Origin of the sequence: Streptomyces sirii, from assembly GCF_045690365.1 — a bacterium.
Taxonomy (GTDB): Bacteria; Actinomycetota; Actinomycetes; order Streptomycetales; family Streptomycetaceae; genus Streptomyces; species Streptomyces sirii.
Window position 1 is genome coordinate 2,971,738 of record NZ_CP147982.1, and the last position, 17,701, is coordinate 2,989,438.

Annotated in this window: 15 protein-coding genes; 8 read left to right on the top strand and 7 right to left on the bottom strand. The window is 70.6% G+C overall.

The features are described 5' to 3' along the window. Nucleotides 1–13: 13 nt before the first annotated feature. The 5 genes from WAB15_RS13400 to WAB15_RS13420 all read right to left on the bottom strand — a co-directional run bounded on the left by WAB15_RS13400 (nt 14) and on the right by WAB15_RS13420 (nt 3,737). On the bottom strand, nt 14–1,144 hold the full coding sequence (locus WAB15_RS13400) for a DUF475 domain-containing protein (RefSeq protein ID WP_399150727.1): 1,131 nt from the start codon (nt 1,142–1,144) through the stop codon (nt 14–16). A gap of 53 nt (nt 1,145–1,197) precedes the next feature. After that, nucleotides 1,198–1,773 (bottom strand): TerD family protein, encoded by a 576-nt coding sequence (locus WAB15_RS13405; RefSeq protein WP_399150726.1) that lies wholly within the window; start codon nt 1,771–1,773, stop codon nt 1,198–1,200. Between the two features lie 192 nt (nt 1,774–1,965). Beyond that, a complete protein-coding gene (locus WAB15_RS13410; RefSeq protein WP_128505933.1) occupies nt 1,966–2,541 on the bottom strand; it encodes a TerD family protein in 576 nt (191 codons plus the stop codon). A gap of 160 nt (nt 2,542–2,701) precedes the next feature. After that, nucleotides 2,702–3,160, bottom strand: a complete 459-nt coding sequence (locus WAB15_RS13415) for a peroxiredoxin (RefSeq protein ID WP_399150725.1) — start codon at nt 3,158–3,160, stop codon at nt 2,702–2,704. Between the two features lie 148 nt (nt 3,161–3,308). After that, on the bottom strand, nt 3,309–3,737 hold the full coding sequence (locus WAB15_RS13420; RefSeq protein WP_407286360.1) for a DUF3052 domain-containing protein: 429 nt from the start codon (nt 3,735–3,737) through the stop codon (nt 3,309–3,311). Nucleotides 3,738–4,256: 519 nt separating this feature from the next. Here WAB15_RS13420 and aceE point away from each other — a divergent pair. Continuing rightward, complete coding sequence (gene aceE / locus WAB15_RS13425) at nt 4,257–6,989, top strand: pyruvate dehydrogenase (acetyl-transferring), homodimeric type (protein WP_407286361.1); 2,733 nt, start codon at nt 4,257–4,259, stop codon at nt 6,987–6,989. An 80-nt stretch (nt 6,990–7,069) separates the two neighbouring features. On the opposite strand, the gene WAB15_RS13430 is transcribed toward aceE, so the two are convergent. Beyond that, nucleotides 7,070–7,483 carry a peptidase inhibitor family I36 protein gene (locus tag WAB15_RS13430; RefSeq protein ID WP_407286362.1) on the bottom strand — a complete coding sequence of 138 codons (414 nt, stop codon included), beginning with the start codon at nt 7,481–7,483 and terminating at the stop codon, nt 7,070–7,072. 507 nt (nt 7,484–7,990) lie between these two features. Beyond that, entirely contained in the window at nt 7,991–9,592 is a 1,602-nt protein-coding gene (locus tag WAB15_RS13435; RefSeq protein ID WP_407286363.1) for an MFS transporter, read from the bottom strand. A gap of 115 nt (nt 9,593–9,707) precedes the next feature. On the opposite strand from WAB15_RS13435, the gene WAB15_RS13440 reads away from it, so the two are divergent. The 7 genes from WAB15_RS13440 to WAB15_RS13470 all read left to right on the top strand — a co-directional run bounded on the left by WAB15_RS13440 (nt 9,708) and on the right by WAB15_RS13470 (nt 17,687). After that, entirely contained in the window at nt 9,708–10,367 is a 660-nt protein-coding gene (locus WAB15_RS13440; protein ID WP_399147933.1) for a TetR/AcrR family transcriptional regulator, read from the top strand. 212 nt (nt 10,368–10,579) lie between these two features. Next, the gene (locus tag WAB15_RS13445) at nt 10,580–11,794 is read left to right on the top strand and encodes an alpha/beta hydrolase (protein ID WP_407286364.1); all 1,215 of its coding nucleotides are present in this window, start codon (nt 10,580–10,582) and stop codon (nt 11,792–11,794) included. Nucleotides 11,795–11,995: 201 nt separating this feature from the next. Then, nucleotides 11,996–12,877 (top strand): DUF4429 domain-containing protein, encoded by an 882-nt coding sequence (locus WAB15_RS13450; RefSeq protein WP_407286365.1) that lies wholly within the window; start codon nt 11,996–11,998, stop codon nt 12,875–12,877. A gap of 135 nt (nt 12,878–13,012) precedes the next feature. Further along, nucleotides 13,013–14,404, top strand: coding sequence for a sensor histidine kinase (locus WAB15_RS13455; RefSeq protein ID WP_407286366.1), 1,392 nt, complete (start codon nt 13,013–13,015; stop codon nt 14,402–14,404). Beyond that, nucleotides 14,401–15,078, top strand: coding sequence for a response regulator (locus WAB15_RS13460; RefSeq protein WP_399147929.1), 678 nt, complete (start codon nt 14,401–14,403; stop codon nt 15,076–15,078). Before WAB15_RS13455 ends, WAB15_RS13460 begins: the two co-directional genes overlap by 4 nt. Nucleotides 15,079–15,224: 146 nt before the next feature. Beyond that, nucleotides 15,225–16,391: an alpha/beta hydrolase gene (locus tag WAB15_RS13465; RefSeq protein WP_407286367.1), complete on the top strand. Its 1,167-nt coding sequence runs from the start codon at nt 15,225–15,227 to the stop codon at nt 16,389–16,391. A 57-nt stretch (nt 16,392–16,448) separates the two neighbouring features. Further along, the gene (locus WAB15_RS13470; RefSeq protein WP_399147927.1) at nt 16,449–17,687 is read left to right on the top strand and encodes an acyltransferase; all 1,239 of its coding nucleotides are present in this window, start codon (nt 16,449–16,451) and stop codon (nt 17,685–17,687) included. The last annotated feature ends 14 nt before the right edge of the window (nt 17,688–17,701 follow it).

Sequence of the window (17,701 nt, forward strand, 5' to 3'; positions counted from 1 at the left end):
AATCAGCGTCGCGTCACACTCCGGACGCGACTTCCGACCGCGCCCCGCCTTCGGCTCCTGGTTTGCCCTCGCGCTTGTTCTTCACCACGGAGGACCAGTAGGACAGGGCGATCAGCACGACGCCGATCAGGCCGGTGACGACCTCGGGGATCTCGTACTTGATCGTGATGAGCAGGATGACCGCCAGCGCACCGATCGCGTAGTGCGCGCCGTGCTCCAGGTAGACGTACTCGTCCAGCGTGCCCTTGCGGACCAGGAAGACCGTCAGCGAACGGATGTACATCGCGCCGATGCCCAGACCCAGCGCCATCTCGAAGATGTCGTTGGTGATGGCGAACGCGCTGATGACGCCGTCGAAGGAGAAGGACGCGTCGATGACCTCGAGGTAGAGGAACATGAAGAACGCGGCCTTGCCGGCCAGCCCGACGGCCGCGCCGGTCCCCTTCTTCGCGGGCGCCGCGGCGGCCTCCTCGCCCTCTTCCTCCCCGGCGTCCTCCAGCTTGTCCTCGAAGTAGCCGGAGATGCCGGCGACGACGAGGTACGTGATCAGACCGGCGACGCCGGACAGCAGGACCGTGGCGCTCTTGTCACCGCCGCCGTGCGCGACGTCGGTGGCCACCGTCATGGCGCTCACCAGCAGCACGACCAGCGAGATGATGATCGAAAGCGTGTCGAGCTTGCCCAGTTTGGCCATCGGCCGCTCGATCCAGGCCAGCCACTTGTAGTCGCGCTCCTCGAAGATGAAGTCGAGGAAGATCATCAAAAGGAACATTCCACCGAAGGCCGCGATGGCCGGGTGGGCGCTGGTGACCAGCTCCTCGTAATGCGCCTTGTTGTTGATGGCGAGATCGACCGCTTCGATCGGACCGATCTTCGCGGTGATGGCGACGATGACGACCGGGAACACCAGCCGCATGCCGAATACCGCGACGATGATGCCGACGGTCAGAAAGATCTTCTGCCAGAAGGCGTTCATCTTGCGCAGGATGCCTGCGTTGATGACGGCGTTGTCGAACGAGAGCGAGATCTCCAGGATGGACAGGATCCCGACAATCGCGAGCCCTTGCCACCCCCAGAGCACGCCGGCCAAGGCGAGGCCGAGCACCGTGACGGCGAACGACCAGCCAAAGGTTTTCAGGAGCACTGCCTACCCAATCCCTCGCTGTATGGGGTCCCCCGCGCGCAGCGCGCGGCGCTTTACGAAACGTTGACCCCGAAGTCTAGAGCGATGCCCCTCAGGCCCGACGCGTACCCCTGGCCTACCGCACGGAACTTCCATTCACCGCTGTGGCGGTACACCTCGCCGAAGATCATCGCGGTTTCGCTGGAGGCGTCCTCGCTGAGGTCGTAACGTGCGAGTTCGCTGCCGTCGGCCTGATTGACGATCCGGATGAAGGCATTGCTGACCTGGCCGAAGCTCTGGCCGCGGAGATCGGCCTCATGGATCGAGACCGGAAAAACGATCTTGTCGACCTGCTCGGGCACCTGCGAGAGGTCCACCAGGATCGACTCGTCGTCGCCGTCCCCCTCGCCGGTCAGGTTGTCCCCGGTGTGCTCGACGGAGCCTTCGGGGCTCTTGAGGTTGTTGTAGAAGACGAAGTACTGGTCCCCCAGCACCCGCCCCGAGTGGCACAGCAGCGCGCTGGCGTCGAGGTCGAACGGTGCTCCGGTCGTGGACCGCGCGTCCCAGCCGAGACCGACCATGATCTGCGTGAGATTCGGAGCGGCCTTGGACAGGGAGACATTGCCCCCCTTGGCGAGCGTGACGGTCATCGTGCGCATCCTCCCCGGTATCGGTACGGGCCACGCCGGGCGCGGCCCGCCTCATTTCTCAAGCGCGTCCGGCGCCGCACTCCCCCCGGACGGGGGCGTACGGCGCCGGACGCGGCTGCTCTGCGGCACGGGCGATCACTGTGGTGGCGCCGCCCTGCCGGATGTCGACGATCGGATCCCGGATCCGGTCGATCAGACGTTGACGCCGAAGTCCTGTGCGATGCCGCGCAGGCCGGAGGCATAGCCCTGGCCGATGGCCCGGAACTTCCACTCCGCGCCGTTGCGGTACAGCTCGCCGAAGACCATGGCGGTCTCGGTCGAGGCGTCCTCGCTCAGGTCGTAGCGCGCCAGCTCATTGTTGTCGGCCTGGTTGACCACGCGGATGAAGGCGTTGCGGACCTGGCCGAAGCTCTGCTGGCGGGTCTCGGCGTCGTAGATCGACACCGGGAAGACGATCTTGGCGACATCGGCCGGCACGCCGGCCAGATTCACCTTGATCTGCTCGTCGTCGCCCTCACCCTCGCCGGTGATGTTGTCGCCGGTGTGTTCGACCGAACCGTCCGGGCTCTTCAGGTTGTTGAAGAACACGAAGTTCTGGTCGTTGGCCACCTTGCCCTGGTCGTTCGTCAGCAGGGCGCTGGCGTCCAGGTCGAAGTCCGTACCGGTGGTGGTACGCGCGTCCCAGCCCAGACCGACGATGACGGCGGTCAGATTGGGGGCTTCCTTCGTCAGCGAGACGTTGCCGCCCTTGCTGAGGCTGACTCCCACGAGTCCTCCCATAGATTCGAGGGGTACGTAAAGTTCTGCGCCCCCGTCGTGCATGGCATCGGATCAACGAATTGATCCTAGTGACCGGTTCCCGCCGATTGCAGTTATCGCGCCTGGATCAGTGCGGATGTCGGCCGGCGGGACGCCGGCGCGCGCCGGCTCAGAGGGTCCCGAGGGCCTTGACGTAGTCGTTCAGGTCGCGGGCGTCGGGCAGGCCGTTGACGACCGTCCAGCGCACCACGCCCTCCTTGTCGATGATGAACGTGCCGCGCACCGCGCAGCCCTTCTCCTCGTCGAAGACGCCGTAGGCCCGCGAGGCCTCGCCGTGCGGCCAGAAGTCCGACAGCATCGGGTACTCCAGGCCCTCCTGCTCGGCGAAGACGCGCAGCGAGAACGGGGAGTCGTTGGAGACGGCCAGCAGCTGGACGTCGTCGTTGACGAACTTCGGCAGCTCGTCGCGGAGCGCGCACAGCTCACCGGTGCACACGCCAGTGAAGGCGAAGGGGTAGAAGAGGAGGACGACGGCCTTCTCACCGCGGAAGTCGGAGAGCCTGACCAGCTCGCCGTGCTGGTTCTTCAGCTCGAAATCCGGAGCCTTCGTGCCGACCTCGATCGCCATGGGGTGCTTCCCTTCCGCTCACGCTCAACAGAACGCGACCAACCCTACGCGCCGGGGTGAGCGGCGGGGGAACCCGTGCGGAACGACTCCGAGCCCCCTCCGAACAGGGCGGGAGGGGGCTCGGCGGCGAACGTCGAAGCGGTGCTGCTCAGCGCTTGGACTTGGGCGTCACCAGTCGGCTGCCGGCCCAGTCCTTGCCTGCGTTGATGCTCTTCGTCTGGGACAGACCCGCGGTCTGCGCGGCCTCATTGATGTCGCTCGGCTCGACGTAGCCGTCGCGGCCGGTCTTCGGGGTCAGCAGCCAGATCTGCCCGCCCTCGTCGATCAGGCCGATGGCGTCCACCAGAGCGTCCGTGAGGTCGCCGTCCTCGTCGCGGAACCACAGCAGCACGACGTCGCAGACGTCGTCGTAGTCCTCGTCGACGAGATCCTGGCCGATCACGGTCTCAATGCCTTCGCGGAGATCCTGATCGACGTCGTCGTCGTAGCCGATCTCCTGGACCACCTGTCCGGGCTCGAACCCCAGCCTGGTGGCAGGGTTGGTCCGCTCCTCCGCGTGGTCCGCGGTCGCGCTCACGGATTGCCTCCTGTCATGTTTCGGGAAATGCTCGGGGACCCCGCGCGTGCGCGGAGCATTGGGCGTAGTCCACACGGGCCGGGCGGATCGCGCAAGTACCCGGCGGTTCAGACCGCCGAAACGGTGACGTTTGGAGGCGTCTCACCGCAACTACGACCCCAACAGGACAGGCTGAAGTGATTCACGCCACAGCGTTCTGCGGGTGATATCGGGTAGTCGCGCGCGACTGGTCCCTTCGGGGGGCGACGAGTGCCGTTCCGGATCTCCATTCGAGGCCCGTACGTCCGTGCGCGAGGCGCTTTCGACATGGGCGTATGGTTGCGATTTGGCCGACCTGAGAAAGCGGCCTTTTTCAGCGCCCTCTCTCAGCGGGTGGTTACCCATCGGTAGAGGTGACGTATCCCTGTGGCTCGGTACACGATGGAAGACGGCGCGACACCAAGGCATAGACAGCATTCGTCCCGTGCGCAGCAGCAATAGCGTGCAGAGCACGACACGACCCGAACACGAAGGAACAGCGTGGCTTCCGGATCCGATCGAAACCCGATCATCATTGGCGGCCTTCCCAGCCAGGTCCCGGACTTCGATCCCGAAGAGACCCAGGAATGGCTCGACTCGCTCGACGCGGCCGTTGACGAGCGAGGCCGGGAACGTGCCCGCTATCTCATGCTCCGGCTGATCGAGCGGGCCCGCGAGAAGCGTGTGGCCGTGCCCGAGATGCGCAGCACGGACTACGTCAACACCATCGCGACCAAGGACGAGCCGTTCTTCCCCGGCAACGAGGAGATCGAGCGCAAGGTCCTCAACGCGACCCGGTGGAACGCCGCCGTCATGGTCTCCCGCGCCCAGCGTCCGGGCATCGGCGTCGGCGGCCACATCGCCACGTTCGCCTCCTCCGCCTCCCTCTACGACGTGGGCTTCAACCACTTCTTCCGGGGCAAGGACGAGGGCGACGGCGGCGACCAGATCTTCTTCCAGGGCCATGCCTCGCCCGGTGTCTACGCCCGCGCGTTCCTTCTCGACCGACTGAGCGAGGCGCAGCTCGACGCCTTCCGCCAGGAGAAGTCCAAGGCCCCCTACGGTCTGTCCAGCTACCCGCACCCGCGGCTGATGCCGGACTTCTGGGAGTTCCCGACCGTCTCGATGGGCCTCGGCCCGCTCGGCGCGATCTACCAGGCGCGGATGAACCGCTACATGGAGGCGCGCGGCATCGCCGACACCTCCAAGTCGCACGTCTGGGCGTACCTCGGCGACGGCGAGATGGACGAGCCCGAGTCGCTCGGCCAGCTGTCCATCGCCGCCCGTGAGGGCCTGGACAACCTGACCTTCGTCGTCAACTGCAACCTGCAGCGCCTGGACGGCCCGGTCCGCGGCAACGGCAAGATCATGCAGGAGCTGGAGTCGCAGTTCCGCGGTGCCGGCTGGAACGTCATCAAGCTGGTGTGGGACCGCAGCTGGGACCCGCTGCTCGCGCAGGACCGCGACGGCATCCTGGTCAACAAGCTCAACAGCACGCCCGACGGTCAGTTCCAGACGTACGCCACCGAGACCGGCGCCTACATCCGCCAGCACTTCTTCGGCGACGACCAACGCCTGCGCGCGATGGTCGAGAACATGACCGACGACCAGATCCTGCACCTGGGTCGCGGCGGCCACGACCACAAGAAGATCTACGCGGCGTACGCGGCGGCCAAGGCGCACAAGGGCCAGCCGACCGTGATCCTCGCGCAGACCGTCAAGGGCTGGACGCTCGGCCCGAACTTCGAGGGCCGCAACGCGACCCACCAGATGAAGAAGCTGACGGTCGAGGACCTCAAGGGCTTCCGCGACCGGCTGCACCTGCCGATCCCGGACAAGGACCTGGAGGACGGCCTGCCGCCGTACTACCACCCGGGCCGCAACTCCGAAGAGATCCAGTACATGCACGACCGCCGCAAGTCGCTGGGCGGTTATGTACCCACCCGCGTCGTGCGCGCCAAGCCGCTGCAGCTGCCGGACGACAAGGCGTACGCCGGCGCCAAGAAGGGCTCGGGGCAGCAGAAGATCGCCACGACCATGGCGTTCGTGCGGGTCCTGAAGGACCTCATGCGGGACAAGGAGATCGGCAAGCGCTTCGTGCCGATCGCGCCCGACGAGTACCGCACCTTCGGTATGGACGCGTTCTTCCCGTCGGCCAAGATCTACAACCCGCTGGGCCAGCAGTACGAGTCCGTCGACCGCGAACTGCTCCTGGCCTACAAGGAGTCGCCGACCGGCCAGATGCTGCACGACGGCATCACCGAGGCCGGTTGCACCGCCTCCCTGATCGCCGCGGGCTCCGCCTACGCCACGCACGGCGAGCCGCTGATCCCGGTCTACGTCTTCTACTCGATGTTCGGGTTCCAGCGCACCGGTGACCAGTTCTGGCAGATGGCCGACCAGCTCTCGCGGGGCTTCGTGCTCGGCGCGACCGCCGGTCGTACCACGCTGACCGGTGAGGGTCTGCAGCACGCCGACGGCCACTCCCAGCTGCTGGCCTCGACCAACCCGGCCTGTGTCTCCTACGACCCGGCCTACGGCTACGAGATCGCGCACATCGTCAAGGACGGTCTGCGGCGGATGTACGGCGAGAACTCCGAGGACGTCTTCTACTACCTGACCGTCTACAACGAGCCGATCCAGCACCCCGCGGAGCCGGCCGACGCCGACGTCGAGGGCATCCTCAAGGGTCTGCACCGCGTCAAGGCCGGTGAGAAGGGCGAGCACGCCGCCCAGATCCTCGCCTCGGGTGTCGCGGTGCCGTGGGCGGTCGAGGCCCAGCAGATCCTCGCGGACGAGTGGAACGTCAAGGCCGACGTCTGGTCGGCGACCTCCTGGAACGAGCTGCGCCGCGAGGCCGTCGAGGTCGAGGAGCACAACCTTCTGCACCCGGAGGAGGAGCAGCGCGTCCCCTATGTGACGCACAAGCTCCAGGGCGCCGAGGGCCCGAAGATCGCGGTCTCGGACTGGATGCGTTCCGTCCCGGACCAGATCTCGCGCTGGGTTCCCGGCACGTACCAGTCGCTGGGTGCCGACGGCTTCGGCTTCGCGGACACCCGTGGCGCGGCCCGTCGCTTCTTCCACATCGACGTGCAGTCGATCGTCCTGAGCGTGCTCACCGAGCTCGCCAAGGAGGGCAAGGTCGACCGGTCGCTGCTGAAGCAGGCCATCGACCGCTACCAGCTCCTGGACGTCGCGGCCGCCGAGGCCGGTGAGGCCGGCGGCGACGCGTAGCGTCCCCGCGGCGGCGTACCGTACCGCCTGTCCGACGCCCCCGGCAGCACCCCGCTGCCGGGGGCGTCGCATGTCCACGCTCAACGCTCCCAGACCTTGAACGCCCGTACCCGGTACGGGGACCGGGGTACCCAGCTGCCGCCGCCCGGATAGGTGTCGAACTCGGCGGTCTCGGCGCACTCCGCGCTCTGGTACGTGGTGACCGGCCGGCCCATGCGGTTGGCGAGCGAGGCGGCGGTCATCCCCTCGGGCAGCGGCACACAGCTCTCGATGTCGGTGCCGGACAGCTCGTGGACCTGCCGCTCACCGGCGAAGTCCGCCTGCCGCCAGAGGCAGAGTTCACCCGCGCCGCAGTCACCCGTCGCGGCGGCTCGGTGCCCGCCGGTGGCCGCATGCGCGGCCGGTGTGCCGAGGGCGGGCGGCAGGGTGAGCGCGGCGGCCAGCGCGGTGAGGCCGGTGAGGAGCGCGGTGGTGCGGGACGGGCGTGAACGCATAGGAGTCTCTCCCCCGTGGAGTAGGTCGACGGTGCCCCGCGGCGGGCCGGTGGGCCGCGGCGGGTTCGTGATCGAGCTTCGCGAGGGTGCGGCGCGGTTGCCAAGGCCGTGGCGGTCCTGCCACCCGGATCAGGTATGTGGACAAGCGAGATGCGCCGGACCGGGGTGCCGGTGCGCGGTGTTGACGCGGGGCGGGTGGCGCGGGCGGGCCGCAAAAACCGTTCTCCCGTGGCGTGGTGAGGTGCGGTGCGTACCCGCGGCTCCTGGAATGCCGCGCGCGGGGCGTCCGGTTCCCGTGACGGCTCATCCGGATGAGGGATTCGGCTCGCCGGCGGGGGCCAACTGCCGCCGGGTGTACGGCGGGTGGGTCGAATTGCGGGTCGTCGGCGGTGGTTGACGGTCGAGGCTGACGTCCGGCGCCCGCCGCCGGGCACGACAACGGCGTGCGGCCGCCCGAGGGGACTCCTCGAGCGGCCGCACGCCGCGCTGCGTAAGGAAGGCCGCCGGTCAGATGTGGCCGACGCCGGCGCCCGCCTCGGCGTTGGCTCCGCGCTTGGTGAAGATCGCGACGACGGCCGCGAGGATCGCCACGCCGCAGGCGACCGTGAAGGCCAGGCCCATGCCGGACACGAAGGTGTCATGGGCGGCGGTGGTGATCTTCTGGGCGAACTCCGGCGGGGTGCCCTTGGGGATCGGTGCGATACCGGCCGAGACGGCGTCGGACAGCTCGGACGCCTTGGCCGGCGGGACCGGCGGGAGACCGGCCGACTGCCAGTTGCCCGGCAGCTCGCTGTCCACGCGGGAGGCCATCACCGCGCCGAGCACGGCCGTACCGAGGCTGCCGCCGACCTGCATCGCGGCCTGCTGGAGACCGCCGGCGACGCCGGAGAGCTCCAGCGGGGCGTTGCCGACGATGACCTCGGTGGCGCCGACCATGACCGGGGCGAGGCCCAGGCCGAGCAGGGCGAACCACAGGGACATCGGGCCGGTGGTGCTGTCGGCGTCCAGGCCGGACATGCCGTACATGGCGACGGCGGTCAGGACCATGCCGCCGACCAGCGGGATGCGCGGGCCGAGCTTGGTGATCAGCGCGCCGGCGAGCGGCGAGCCCACGATCATCATGCCCGTGAGCGGCAGGAGGTGCAGACCGCTGTCGACGGGGGTCATGCCGTGCACGTTCTGGAGGTAGAACGTCACGAAGAACAGGCCGCCCATGAAGGCGAAGGCCATCAGCACCATCAGGACCGTGCCGGCGGTCAGCGGCAGCGAGCGGAACATCCGCAGCGGGATGAGCGGTTCGCGAACCTTGGTCTCCAGGACGGCGAACAGGGCGAAGAGGACCACCGCGCCGATCAGGAAGCCCCAGGTCTTCATGTCGCCCCAGCCCCACTCCGTCGCCTTGATCAGCGGCCAGATGAGGCAGAACATCGCGCCGGACAGCAGCGCGATGCCGGGGATGTCGAACGAGCGCGGGGCGTTCTCCGCGCGGTGGTCCTTGAGGATCACCAGGCCCAGGACCAGGGCCAGCACACCGACCGGGACGTTGATGAAGAACACCGACTGCCAGTTGACGTGCTCGACCAGCAGTCCGCCGACTATCGGGCCGCCGGCCGTGGAGGCGCCGATGACCATGCCCCAGATGCCGATCGCCATGTTGAGCTTCTCGGCCGGGAACGTGGCGCGCAGCAGACCCAGTGCGGCGGGCATCAGCAGCGCGCCGAACAGCCCCTGCAGCACACGGAAGAAGATGACGAACGCGACCTCGTGGGAGAAGCCGATGGCGCCGGAGGCGGCGGCGAAGCCGAGGATGCCTATCAGGAAGGTCTGGCGGTGACCGAAGCGGTCACCGAGCTTGCCGGCCGTGATCAGCGCGACGGCCAGGGCGAGCATGTAGCCGTTGGTGATCCACTGCACGTCGGCGAGCGAGGCACCGAGGTCCTGCTTGATGGCCGGGTTGGCGATGGCGACGATCGTGCCGTCCAGGGCGACCATCATGACGCCGATGGCGACGGAGAAAAGAGTCAGCCACGGATGGCCTCGCAGCCCCTTCGGGGGCTCCGGTACGGGAAGTTCCGGCGCGGCGTCGGCGACCGGGGTCTGAGTACTCATACGACGACACTAATGTCAGCCACTGACAATTGACAAAGCAATTCATGAGTCGGTAACTGTCGTCTCCCTCACAGGTAATCTGAGCAGCGCGAACTCCACAGAAAGGCGGCGCAGGATGGCGACCCCGACGCCGCAGACGGCCCTCGCAGGCGGCCTGCGCGAACGCAAGAAGCAGCGCACCCGCGACGCGCTGATCCGCGCCGCCCTGGAGCTGTTCACGGAGCAGGGGTACGAGGCGACCACGATCGACGAGATCGCGGAGGCGGTGGACGTCTCCCAGCGCACGTACTTCCGGTACTTCGCCAACAAGGAAGACGTCGTCTTCGCCGTACCGGAGATGGTCGAGGCCCGCTTCCTCGACGAGCTGACCGCGCGGCCGGCGACGGAGGCCCCGCTGACCGCGCTGCGCAGCGCGGTGATGGCCGCCTGGGACGACATCGGCAGCGCCATCGAGTCGGTGATCCCGGTGGAGTTGCACATGCGCTCGTACCAGATGATCGAGTCGACGCCCGCGCTGATCGCCGTGCATCTGCGGCGCTCCTCCGAGCTGGAGGAGCAGATAGCGCGGCTGATCGCCGGGCGCGAGGGGCTGGACGTGGACGTCGATCCGCGCCCGCGGGTGCTGGTCGCCGCGTTCAGTGGAGTGATGCGGGTGGCGGGCAAGGTCTGGGGCGAGGGCCAGGACTGCAGCGTGGCGGCCATCCGGGAGCTGACCCAGTCCTATCTGGACCACATCGGGCCGGCGATCGACGACGACTGGCGGGCGCGGCGCTGAGGGCACCCCGGCCCGTTGCCCGCACCGGCAACCCTGGGTAACGGACATCGGCCACCGCGCAACCCATTAATCTCCCCATGAGACCCCTCCTGCACGACTGAGCACCGGATTTCGATAATTCGTGTCCGTTTTGGTCGAAATACCCAGCGTGAAACGTGAGATCACTCACGGCCGGTCCAGCCGACCTGCCGCGTCTCCTAGGGTGGCTCGCGGTGAATTCCTTCTCGGGCCTCGGCCCCTCCTCCGGTTTCCTGCAGTCCACCGCCTGGCGCGCGGCACTCGCCTTGGTGGTGGTGTTCGTGATGCTTGCCATGACCGGTTGGACGGCCATCAGAGGAACGAAGGAAGACGCCAACCCCCTGGCCACGGCCAAGGCCGCCTGGAAGCACGCCACCTTCCTCGGACGCCCGCTGCCCGACCCCAACGGCTCGCCGACCGCGCTCAGGGCCTTCTTCGCCGGCCTCGCCCGCACCGAGCAGCAGCAGCTCGCCGCCCGCTATCCCCTGGTCGTCGGAAATATGGGCGGCGCCCCCGTCGCCCTGCGCTACCACGCCAACCGGATGGCGATCGACGACGCCCGGGCGATCGAGAAGAAGCGCATGACCGACCACCGGCTCACGCCCGTCGGCCGCCAGGAAGCGGGCCGGCTGATGCACCGCCTCGAATCGCTGATGAGCCCCGGCCGGCAGATCCTGGCCTTCGACCCGGCCTACGGCGGCCGGGCCGCCGAGGTCTTCGGCAACCTCCCGCGGGCGGACCGGGTCTCGGTCGTGGTGCCCGGCGTGGACACCGATCTCTCGACCTTCGAGCGCACCGCGCGGGCCACCAGCGCACCCGTCGGCATGGCCCGGGCCCTCTACCGGGCCGAGCGGGACGCCGCCCCGAGCACCCGTACCGCCGTGATCGCCTGGGCCGACTACACCTCGCCGTCCGGGCTGGGCGTCGAGGCCGCCACCGGGCAGCTCGCCGAAGCCGGCGCGATCCGGCTGCGTGGCCTGGTGAAGTCGCTGCCGTCGGCCGACTCCGTCTCGCTGTTCTGCCACAGCTACGGCTCCGTGGTGTGCGGCGTCGCCGCCCGGGACCTGCCGGCCAACGTCGAGGACATCGCGGTGGCGGGCAGCCCCGGCATGCGGGCCGGCAGCCGCACCGGGCTGGACACCCGCGCCCGGGTCTGGGCGATGCGGGACTCCGACGACTGGATCCAGGACGTGCCGTACCTGGAGGTCGGCGGGCTCGGCCACGGCGCCGACCCGGTCGATCCGTCCTTCGGATCCCGGATCCTGTCCGCCGACGGCGCCGTCGGGCACGCCGGCTACTTCACGCCCGGCACCCGCAGCCTGCGCAACTTCGCGCTGGTCGGGGTCGGTGCGATCGGCTCGGTGGACTGCGCCTCCGCCGATCCGCAGTGCAGCACGGACCTGGCCTGAGGGCCGGACCGCGCCACAGCCGGCGGCCGCAGGCAGGGCCCGGCGCCCGGGGACGGGCCCTGCCTGCGGGAACCGCCCCCCGTGACGGGGGCGTCCACGGGGGAAAAGAACGGAGTAAGCGGTCGCGGGGCGTGACACGCCGACTGCGGCAGGTGTGCGGAAGGGGGACGGGCGGGCGACCGCCCGCATACGATGAGCCGCATGGGTGATGTGCTGGCCGGTTTTCATGCCGTCTGGGAGTTCGACACCGACTCCGTACTCATCCGCTTCGAACGGGGGATCCGCAGGCCGAAGCTGTTCCAGGCGCTCGGCGAGCGACGCATTCCGTACGAGGCGCTGAGCGCTGTCGAGGTGACCGAGGGCAGACGTGGCACGGTGGTGCTGCACGCCGTGCCCCGACACGGCGCCGATCCGCTGATGGAGGCGGCGGCCGGGCAGCTCAAGGAGGACGTCGACCCGTACCGGCTGGTGCTGCCGGCCGAGCGCGAGACGCTCGCCGAGTACTACGCCGACGAGCTGCGCACGGCGCTCGGCCCCGAGGCCAAGGAGCCCGCCGACCGCCATCTGGTGGCCGCGCCGGCGCCTCCGCTGCACTTCAAGGCGTATGACGGCAAGGCGTCCTTCGACGGACGCTCGGTCGCCTTCCGCTGGTTTTGGACGGGGGCGTCGTCGGCGAAGTGGAAGTGCGGCGACCAGACCTTCACGGTCGGCGAGCTGGCCGGTGTGGAGTGGCGTTCGCCGGAGATCTTCAACGGCCATCTGCGGCTGCTGGAGCGCGGGGCCCGCGACCCGGGGGCGGGCGAGGCGGACCAGGACCCGGCCGCCGTGGTGTTCGGCCTGGGGTACGGCCCCGTCCATGAGTCGCTGCCGTTCGCGGCCGCGGTGCTGCAGGCCGTACGCGCCGCCGAACCGGCGCAGGAGAGGCCGGACGGTGAGCCGGTGCGCCGGCGGACCGGGGACGCGGGCCGGGATCCGGCGGACATCGCGGACCGGATACGGCACCTCGGCGAGCTGCACGACGCCGGGCTGCTGACGGACGAGGAGTTCAGCGCGAAGAAGGCCGAGCTGCTGGCGGAGCTGTGAGGCCGGGCCGCCGGCCGGCTCCGGGCGGCGGCCCGTGCCGGTGCCGGCCGCCGAAACTCATACCGTGGTACGGGGCGAAGCCCGCACCACGGTATGACGCCCCGGCCCCCGCGCTCCGCTTACATTGACTCCGCGATGAACGGACGACCCCTGCCCCCACCCCCCGAACCGGCCCGCGCCGCCGGGCCCGAGCCGCTGCGCGCGAGGGCGCTGCGCACCGCACGGCAGGCGCTGCGCGTCCTCGCCGACGAGCTCGGCACACCGACCGAGCCCGGCACACCGCTCTTCGGCAGCGTCCAGAGCCGCTGGCTGCGCAGCGTCCCGTACCTCGTGGCGTTCGCGTTCATGGTCTCGCTGCTGCCGACGACCATCCAGGTCCTCGGCAACGACTACGGCATGAACAGCGGCCTGGCCAGCGTGCTCGCCACCGCGCAGACCGTGCCGCTGCTGCTCGCGGTCAGCCGGCCGCTGCAGGCCTGGTGGGTGATCTTCGCGGCGGACGTGGTGAGCGCCCTGGCCCTGGCCGTCACCGAGGGCGTCAGCGGCCGCGCCTGGCCCTGGCCGCCGACGGCGATCGTCGGCTATCTCGTACTGATGCTGGCGCTGTCGCTGCGCGAGCGCCGCCGCACACTGATCGCCGTCTGGCTGACGACCGGGGCGGCCGGCATCCTGCTGGTGCCGAGCACCCCCGACGGCAGCCAGAGCACCTGGGTGCTGCTGTTCGTGCTCACCGGCGTGATGCTGCTGATCGGTGCCACACTGCGGGAACGGGGCGACGCCCAGCGGAAGTTGATCGAGCAGGAGACCATCAGCGAGGCCGAGCGCGCCCGCCGCACCCTGCTGGAGGAACGCACCCGGATCGCCCGGGAACTGCACGATGTCGTCGCCCACCACATGTCGGTGATCACGGTCCAGGCCGACAGCGCCCCGTACCGCATCGACGGGATCCCCCAGGACGCCCAGGAGGAGTTCGCCTCGATCGCGGCGACCGCCCGGGAGTCACTGGCGGAGATGCGCCGGCTGCTCGGGGTGCTGCGCAGTGAGGAGACCGAGCGGCAGGGCGGCCCGGAGAAGGCCCCGCAGCCCGGTATCGGCATGCTGCCCAAGCTGGTCGAGGCGACCGTACGGGCCGGTGTGCCGGTCGAGTTGACGCTGCCCGGGGAGCCGGTGGCGCCCGAACCGGCGGTGGATCTGTCGGCGTACCGCATCGTGCAGGAGGCGCTGGCCAATGTGGTGCGGCATGCGCCGGGCGCGCGGACCCGGGTGTCGGTGACGACCACCGGGGACGGCTCGCGGCTGACGCTGCTGGTCGTCAACTCCGCGCCGCCCGCGCCGTCCGAGCCGCTGGAGACCACCGGAACCGGCCACGGCCTGGTCGGTATGCGCGAGCGGGTGCGCCTGGTGGGCGGCTCGCTCGACACCGGTCCGCTGCCCGACGGCGGCTTCCGGGTCGCCGCCCAGCTGCCGCTCTCGCCGCCGCCCTCCTCGACCGCTCCCCTCCCAGCGAAGGATGCCGACTCCGTATGACCACCCGCGTGATCATCGTCGACGACCAGGCCATGGTGCGCGCGGGGTTCGCCGCGCTGCTCGCGGCGCAGAGCGACATCGATGTGGTGGGCGACGCGCCGGACGGTGCGCAGGGGGTGGAGCTGAGCCGCCGGACGCACCCCGATGTGGTGCTGATGGACGTCCGGATGCCGGAGATGGACGGGCTGGAGGCGGCCCGCAGGCTGCTCGATCCGCCCATCGGCGTCACCCATCGCCCGAAGGTGCTGATGCTGACCACCTTCGACGTCGACGACTACGTCTACGAAGCGCTGCGCGCGGGCGCCTCGGGGTTCCTGCTCAAGGACGCCCCGCCGGCCGATCTGATCTCCGCGGTCCGGGTCGTGGCGGCCGGTGAGGCGCTGCTGGCGCCGTCCGTGACCCGACGGCTGATCGCCGACTTCGCCCGGCGGCCGGTGCCCCGCAAGGACCGGGCCTCGCTCCGGCTGAACGGGCTGACGCCGCGGGAGACGGAGGTGCTGGAGCTGATCGCCCGGGGACTGTCGAACCAGGAGATCGCCGAGGCGCTGATCCTCGCCGAGCAGACCGTGAAGACCCATATCGGCCGGGTGCTCGCCAAGTTGGAGCTGCGGGACCGGGCACAGGCCGTGATCTTCGCCTACGAGTCGGGGCTGGTGGCCCCCGGGGAGCGGTAACGGCCACCTCCTCCCTGAGGACGAGGGGCGGCCCACACCCCCTACCCCGGTATCACCCGGGAGTTGGCGCCCCGGTGTGACGCCGCGTCATACACCCGCTCCCTACGTTTCCCTCCGCCACACCAACGGAAGAGGGAGACACCACCATGTCCGTGCTGCGCACCGCCGTTCGACGCAGCAGGCGCGCGCTCATCGGCGCCGCGCTCGCGGTGGCCGTGGCCGCCGGCACCGGCGGCTGGGCGGCCGGCACCGCGCAGACCGCCGTCACCGGCCCCGCGCCCGGCGCCGCCGCCTGGCGCGCCGACCACGCCCTCGGCGTCCGGCTGCCGGACCCGGCGGGCGCGCGGCCGGCCGAGGTCGCCCGCTTCTTCGCCTCGCTGACCGACGCCCAACGGCACGCTCTCGCCGCCCGGCACCCGCTCACCGTGGGCAACCTCGACGGTGCGCCCCTCGCCCTGCGGTACGAGGCCAACTCCCTGGCCCTGAAGGCGGAACGCGGCCGCCAGCTGGCCCGCAGCACCGACCCGGCCGGCACCCTGGAGGACCACCGGCAGGCTCGTAAGGCGGCCGAGCGCTGCGCCGCGCTGCTCGCCCCCGGCCGCCGGATCCTCGCCTTCGACCCGCGCGGTCGCGGCCAAGTGGCCGAGGTGCACGGCGACTTGGCGAGGGCCGAGCGCACCGCGGTGATCGTGCCGGGCTCGGACATCGACCTGGCCTCGTTCGACCGCGCGCGGGACCCGTACGGCACGCCCACCGGGATGGCCAGGTCGCTGCGGGCGCAGCTGGCCGCCGACGCTCCCACCACGCGCACCGCGGTCATCGCCTGGGTCGGGTACACCACCCCGGTCGGCCTCGGTCCGGATGCCGCCACCGGGCGGCTCGCCGAAGCCGGTGCGCCGCGGCTGGCCCGCTTCCTGTCCGGGCTGGCCGCCGTCAAGGCCCCGGCCCCGGCCGTGCTGTGCCACAGCTACGGCTCGGTGGTCTGCGGGTTGGCCGCACCGCGTCTGGGCCGCGGCCCGATAGCCGACCTGATCGTGTTCGGCTCCCCCGGTATGCGCCGGGACAGCGTGGCGGAGCTGCGCGGCCCGGCGCGGGTCTGGGCGGCGCGGGACGCCGCCGACTGGATCGGCGACGTCCCGCACGTACAGCTGCTGGGTCTGGGGCACGGCACGGACCCCACCGACCCCGCGTTCGGCGCCCGCCGGGTCTCGGCCGAACGGGCCGAGGGCCACACCGGCTATCTCGCGCCCGGCACCGACTCCCTGCAGAGCTTCGCGGCCATCGTGCTGGGCCGCTACGGCGACGTGCGCTGACGCCGCGCGCCCTTCCCCACTCCTCACCTCACCGGTTCAAGGACTCAAGGACGCCTCATGGACACCGCATTCCCGGCAGCCCTCGGCGGCGCGGCCCGCAAGGCCGTCCGCGCGATCGAGGAGCGCACCCCGGCGGACCGCGACCGGGCGATCGACGGCCTGCGCGCCCTGGCGCTGCTCGCCGTACCCACCGGCCACTGGCTGCTCGGCGGCTTCACCCGCGACGCCGACGGCGCACTGCACAACGCCAGTCCGCTGACCTCCCTCTCCTTCCTCGCGCCCGCCAGTTGGGTGCTGCAGATGCTCGGCATCTTCTTCCTGGTCGGCGGCTACGCCTCGGCGCTGTCCTTCAGGCGCGCCATGGCGCGCGGCGAGTCCGCCGGCGGCTGGCTGCGCGGCCGGCTGGTCCGGCTGGGGCGCCCGGTCCTGGGGGTGACGGCGGTGTGGGCGACGCTGGCGCCGCTGCTGTACGGCCTGGGGGTGCCGGAGGCGACCCTGCGGACCGGGGCGACGCTGGTGATCCAGCCGCTGTGGTTCGTCGGCGTCTACGCGGTGATCACCGCGCTGACGCCGTACTGCCTCCGCGCGGCGCGGTGGACGGGCGCCTGGGCCGCGGCGCCGCTGGCGGCGGCCGTGGCGTCGGTGGACCTTCTGCGCTACGGGCCGGCGGCGCCGGACATGCCGTCCTGGCTGAGCCTTGTGAATCTGCTGCCCGGCTGGATGTTCGCCTACCAGCTCGGGGTCTGCTGGGGTGAGCGGCGGCTCGGCAGACGCGCCGCGTGGGCGCTGCTGCTCGGAGGGGCCGCGCTGTTCGCCGTGCTGCTGCTGTGGTTCGGCTACCCGGCGAGCATGGTCGGCGTCCCCGGTCAGGACCGTACGAACTCCCATCCGCCGTCGCTGCTGGTCCTGGCCCTGGCCGCGGCCCAGTCGGGCGCCGCGATCCTGCTCCGCGACCGGCTCGCGCGGCTCCTGCGCCGGCCGGCCCTGTGGGCGCCGGTGGTGCTCGTCAACCTCTCCGCGATGACGATCCTGTGCTGGCATCAGACGGCGCTGCTGTCGGCGGCCGTGCCCGCGTCCTTCCTGAGCCCGGTGCCGGGGCTGACCGTCGCGCCCGACACGCTCGGCTGGCTCCTGGCCCGGATCGCCTGGCTGCCGGTCTTCGCCGCGGCCCTGCTGGTGATCGCGCGGACGACCCGGCGCTTCGAGGCGCCCTGGACCGGCGTCACCCGGGTGCGCCGGGCCCTGGCCGCCGTACTGGCCGCCGGGTTCGCGGCCTTCGCGCTGGGGCTCGCGTGAGCGGCCATCGGGGA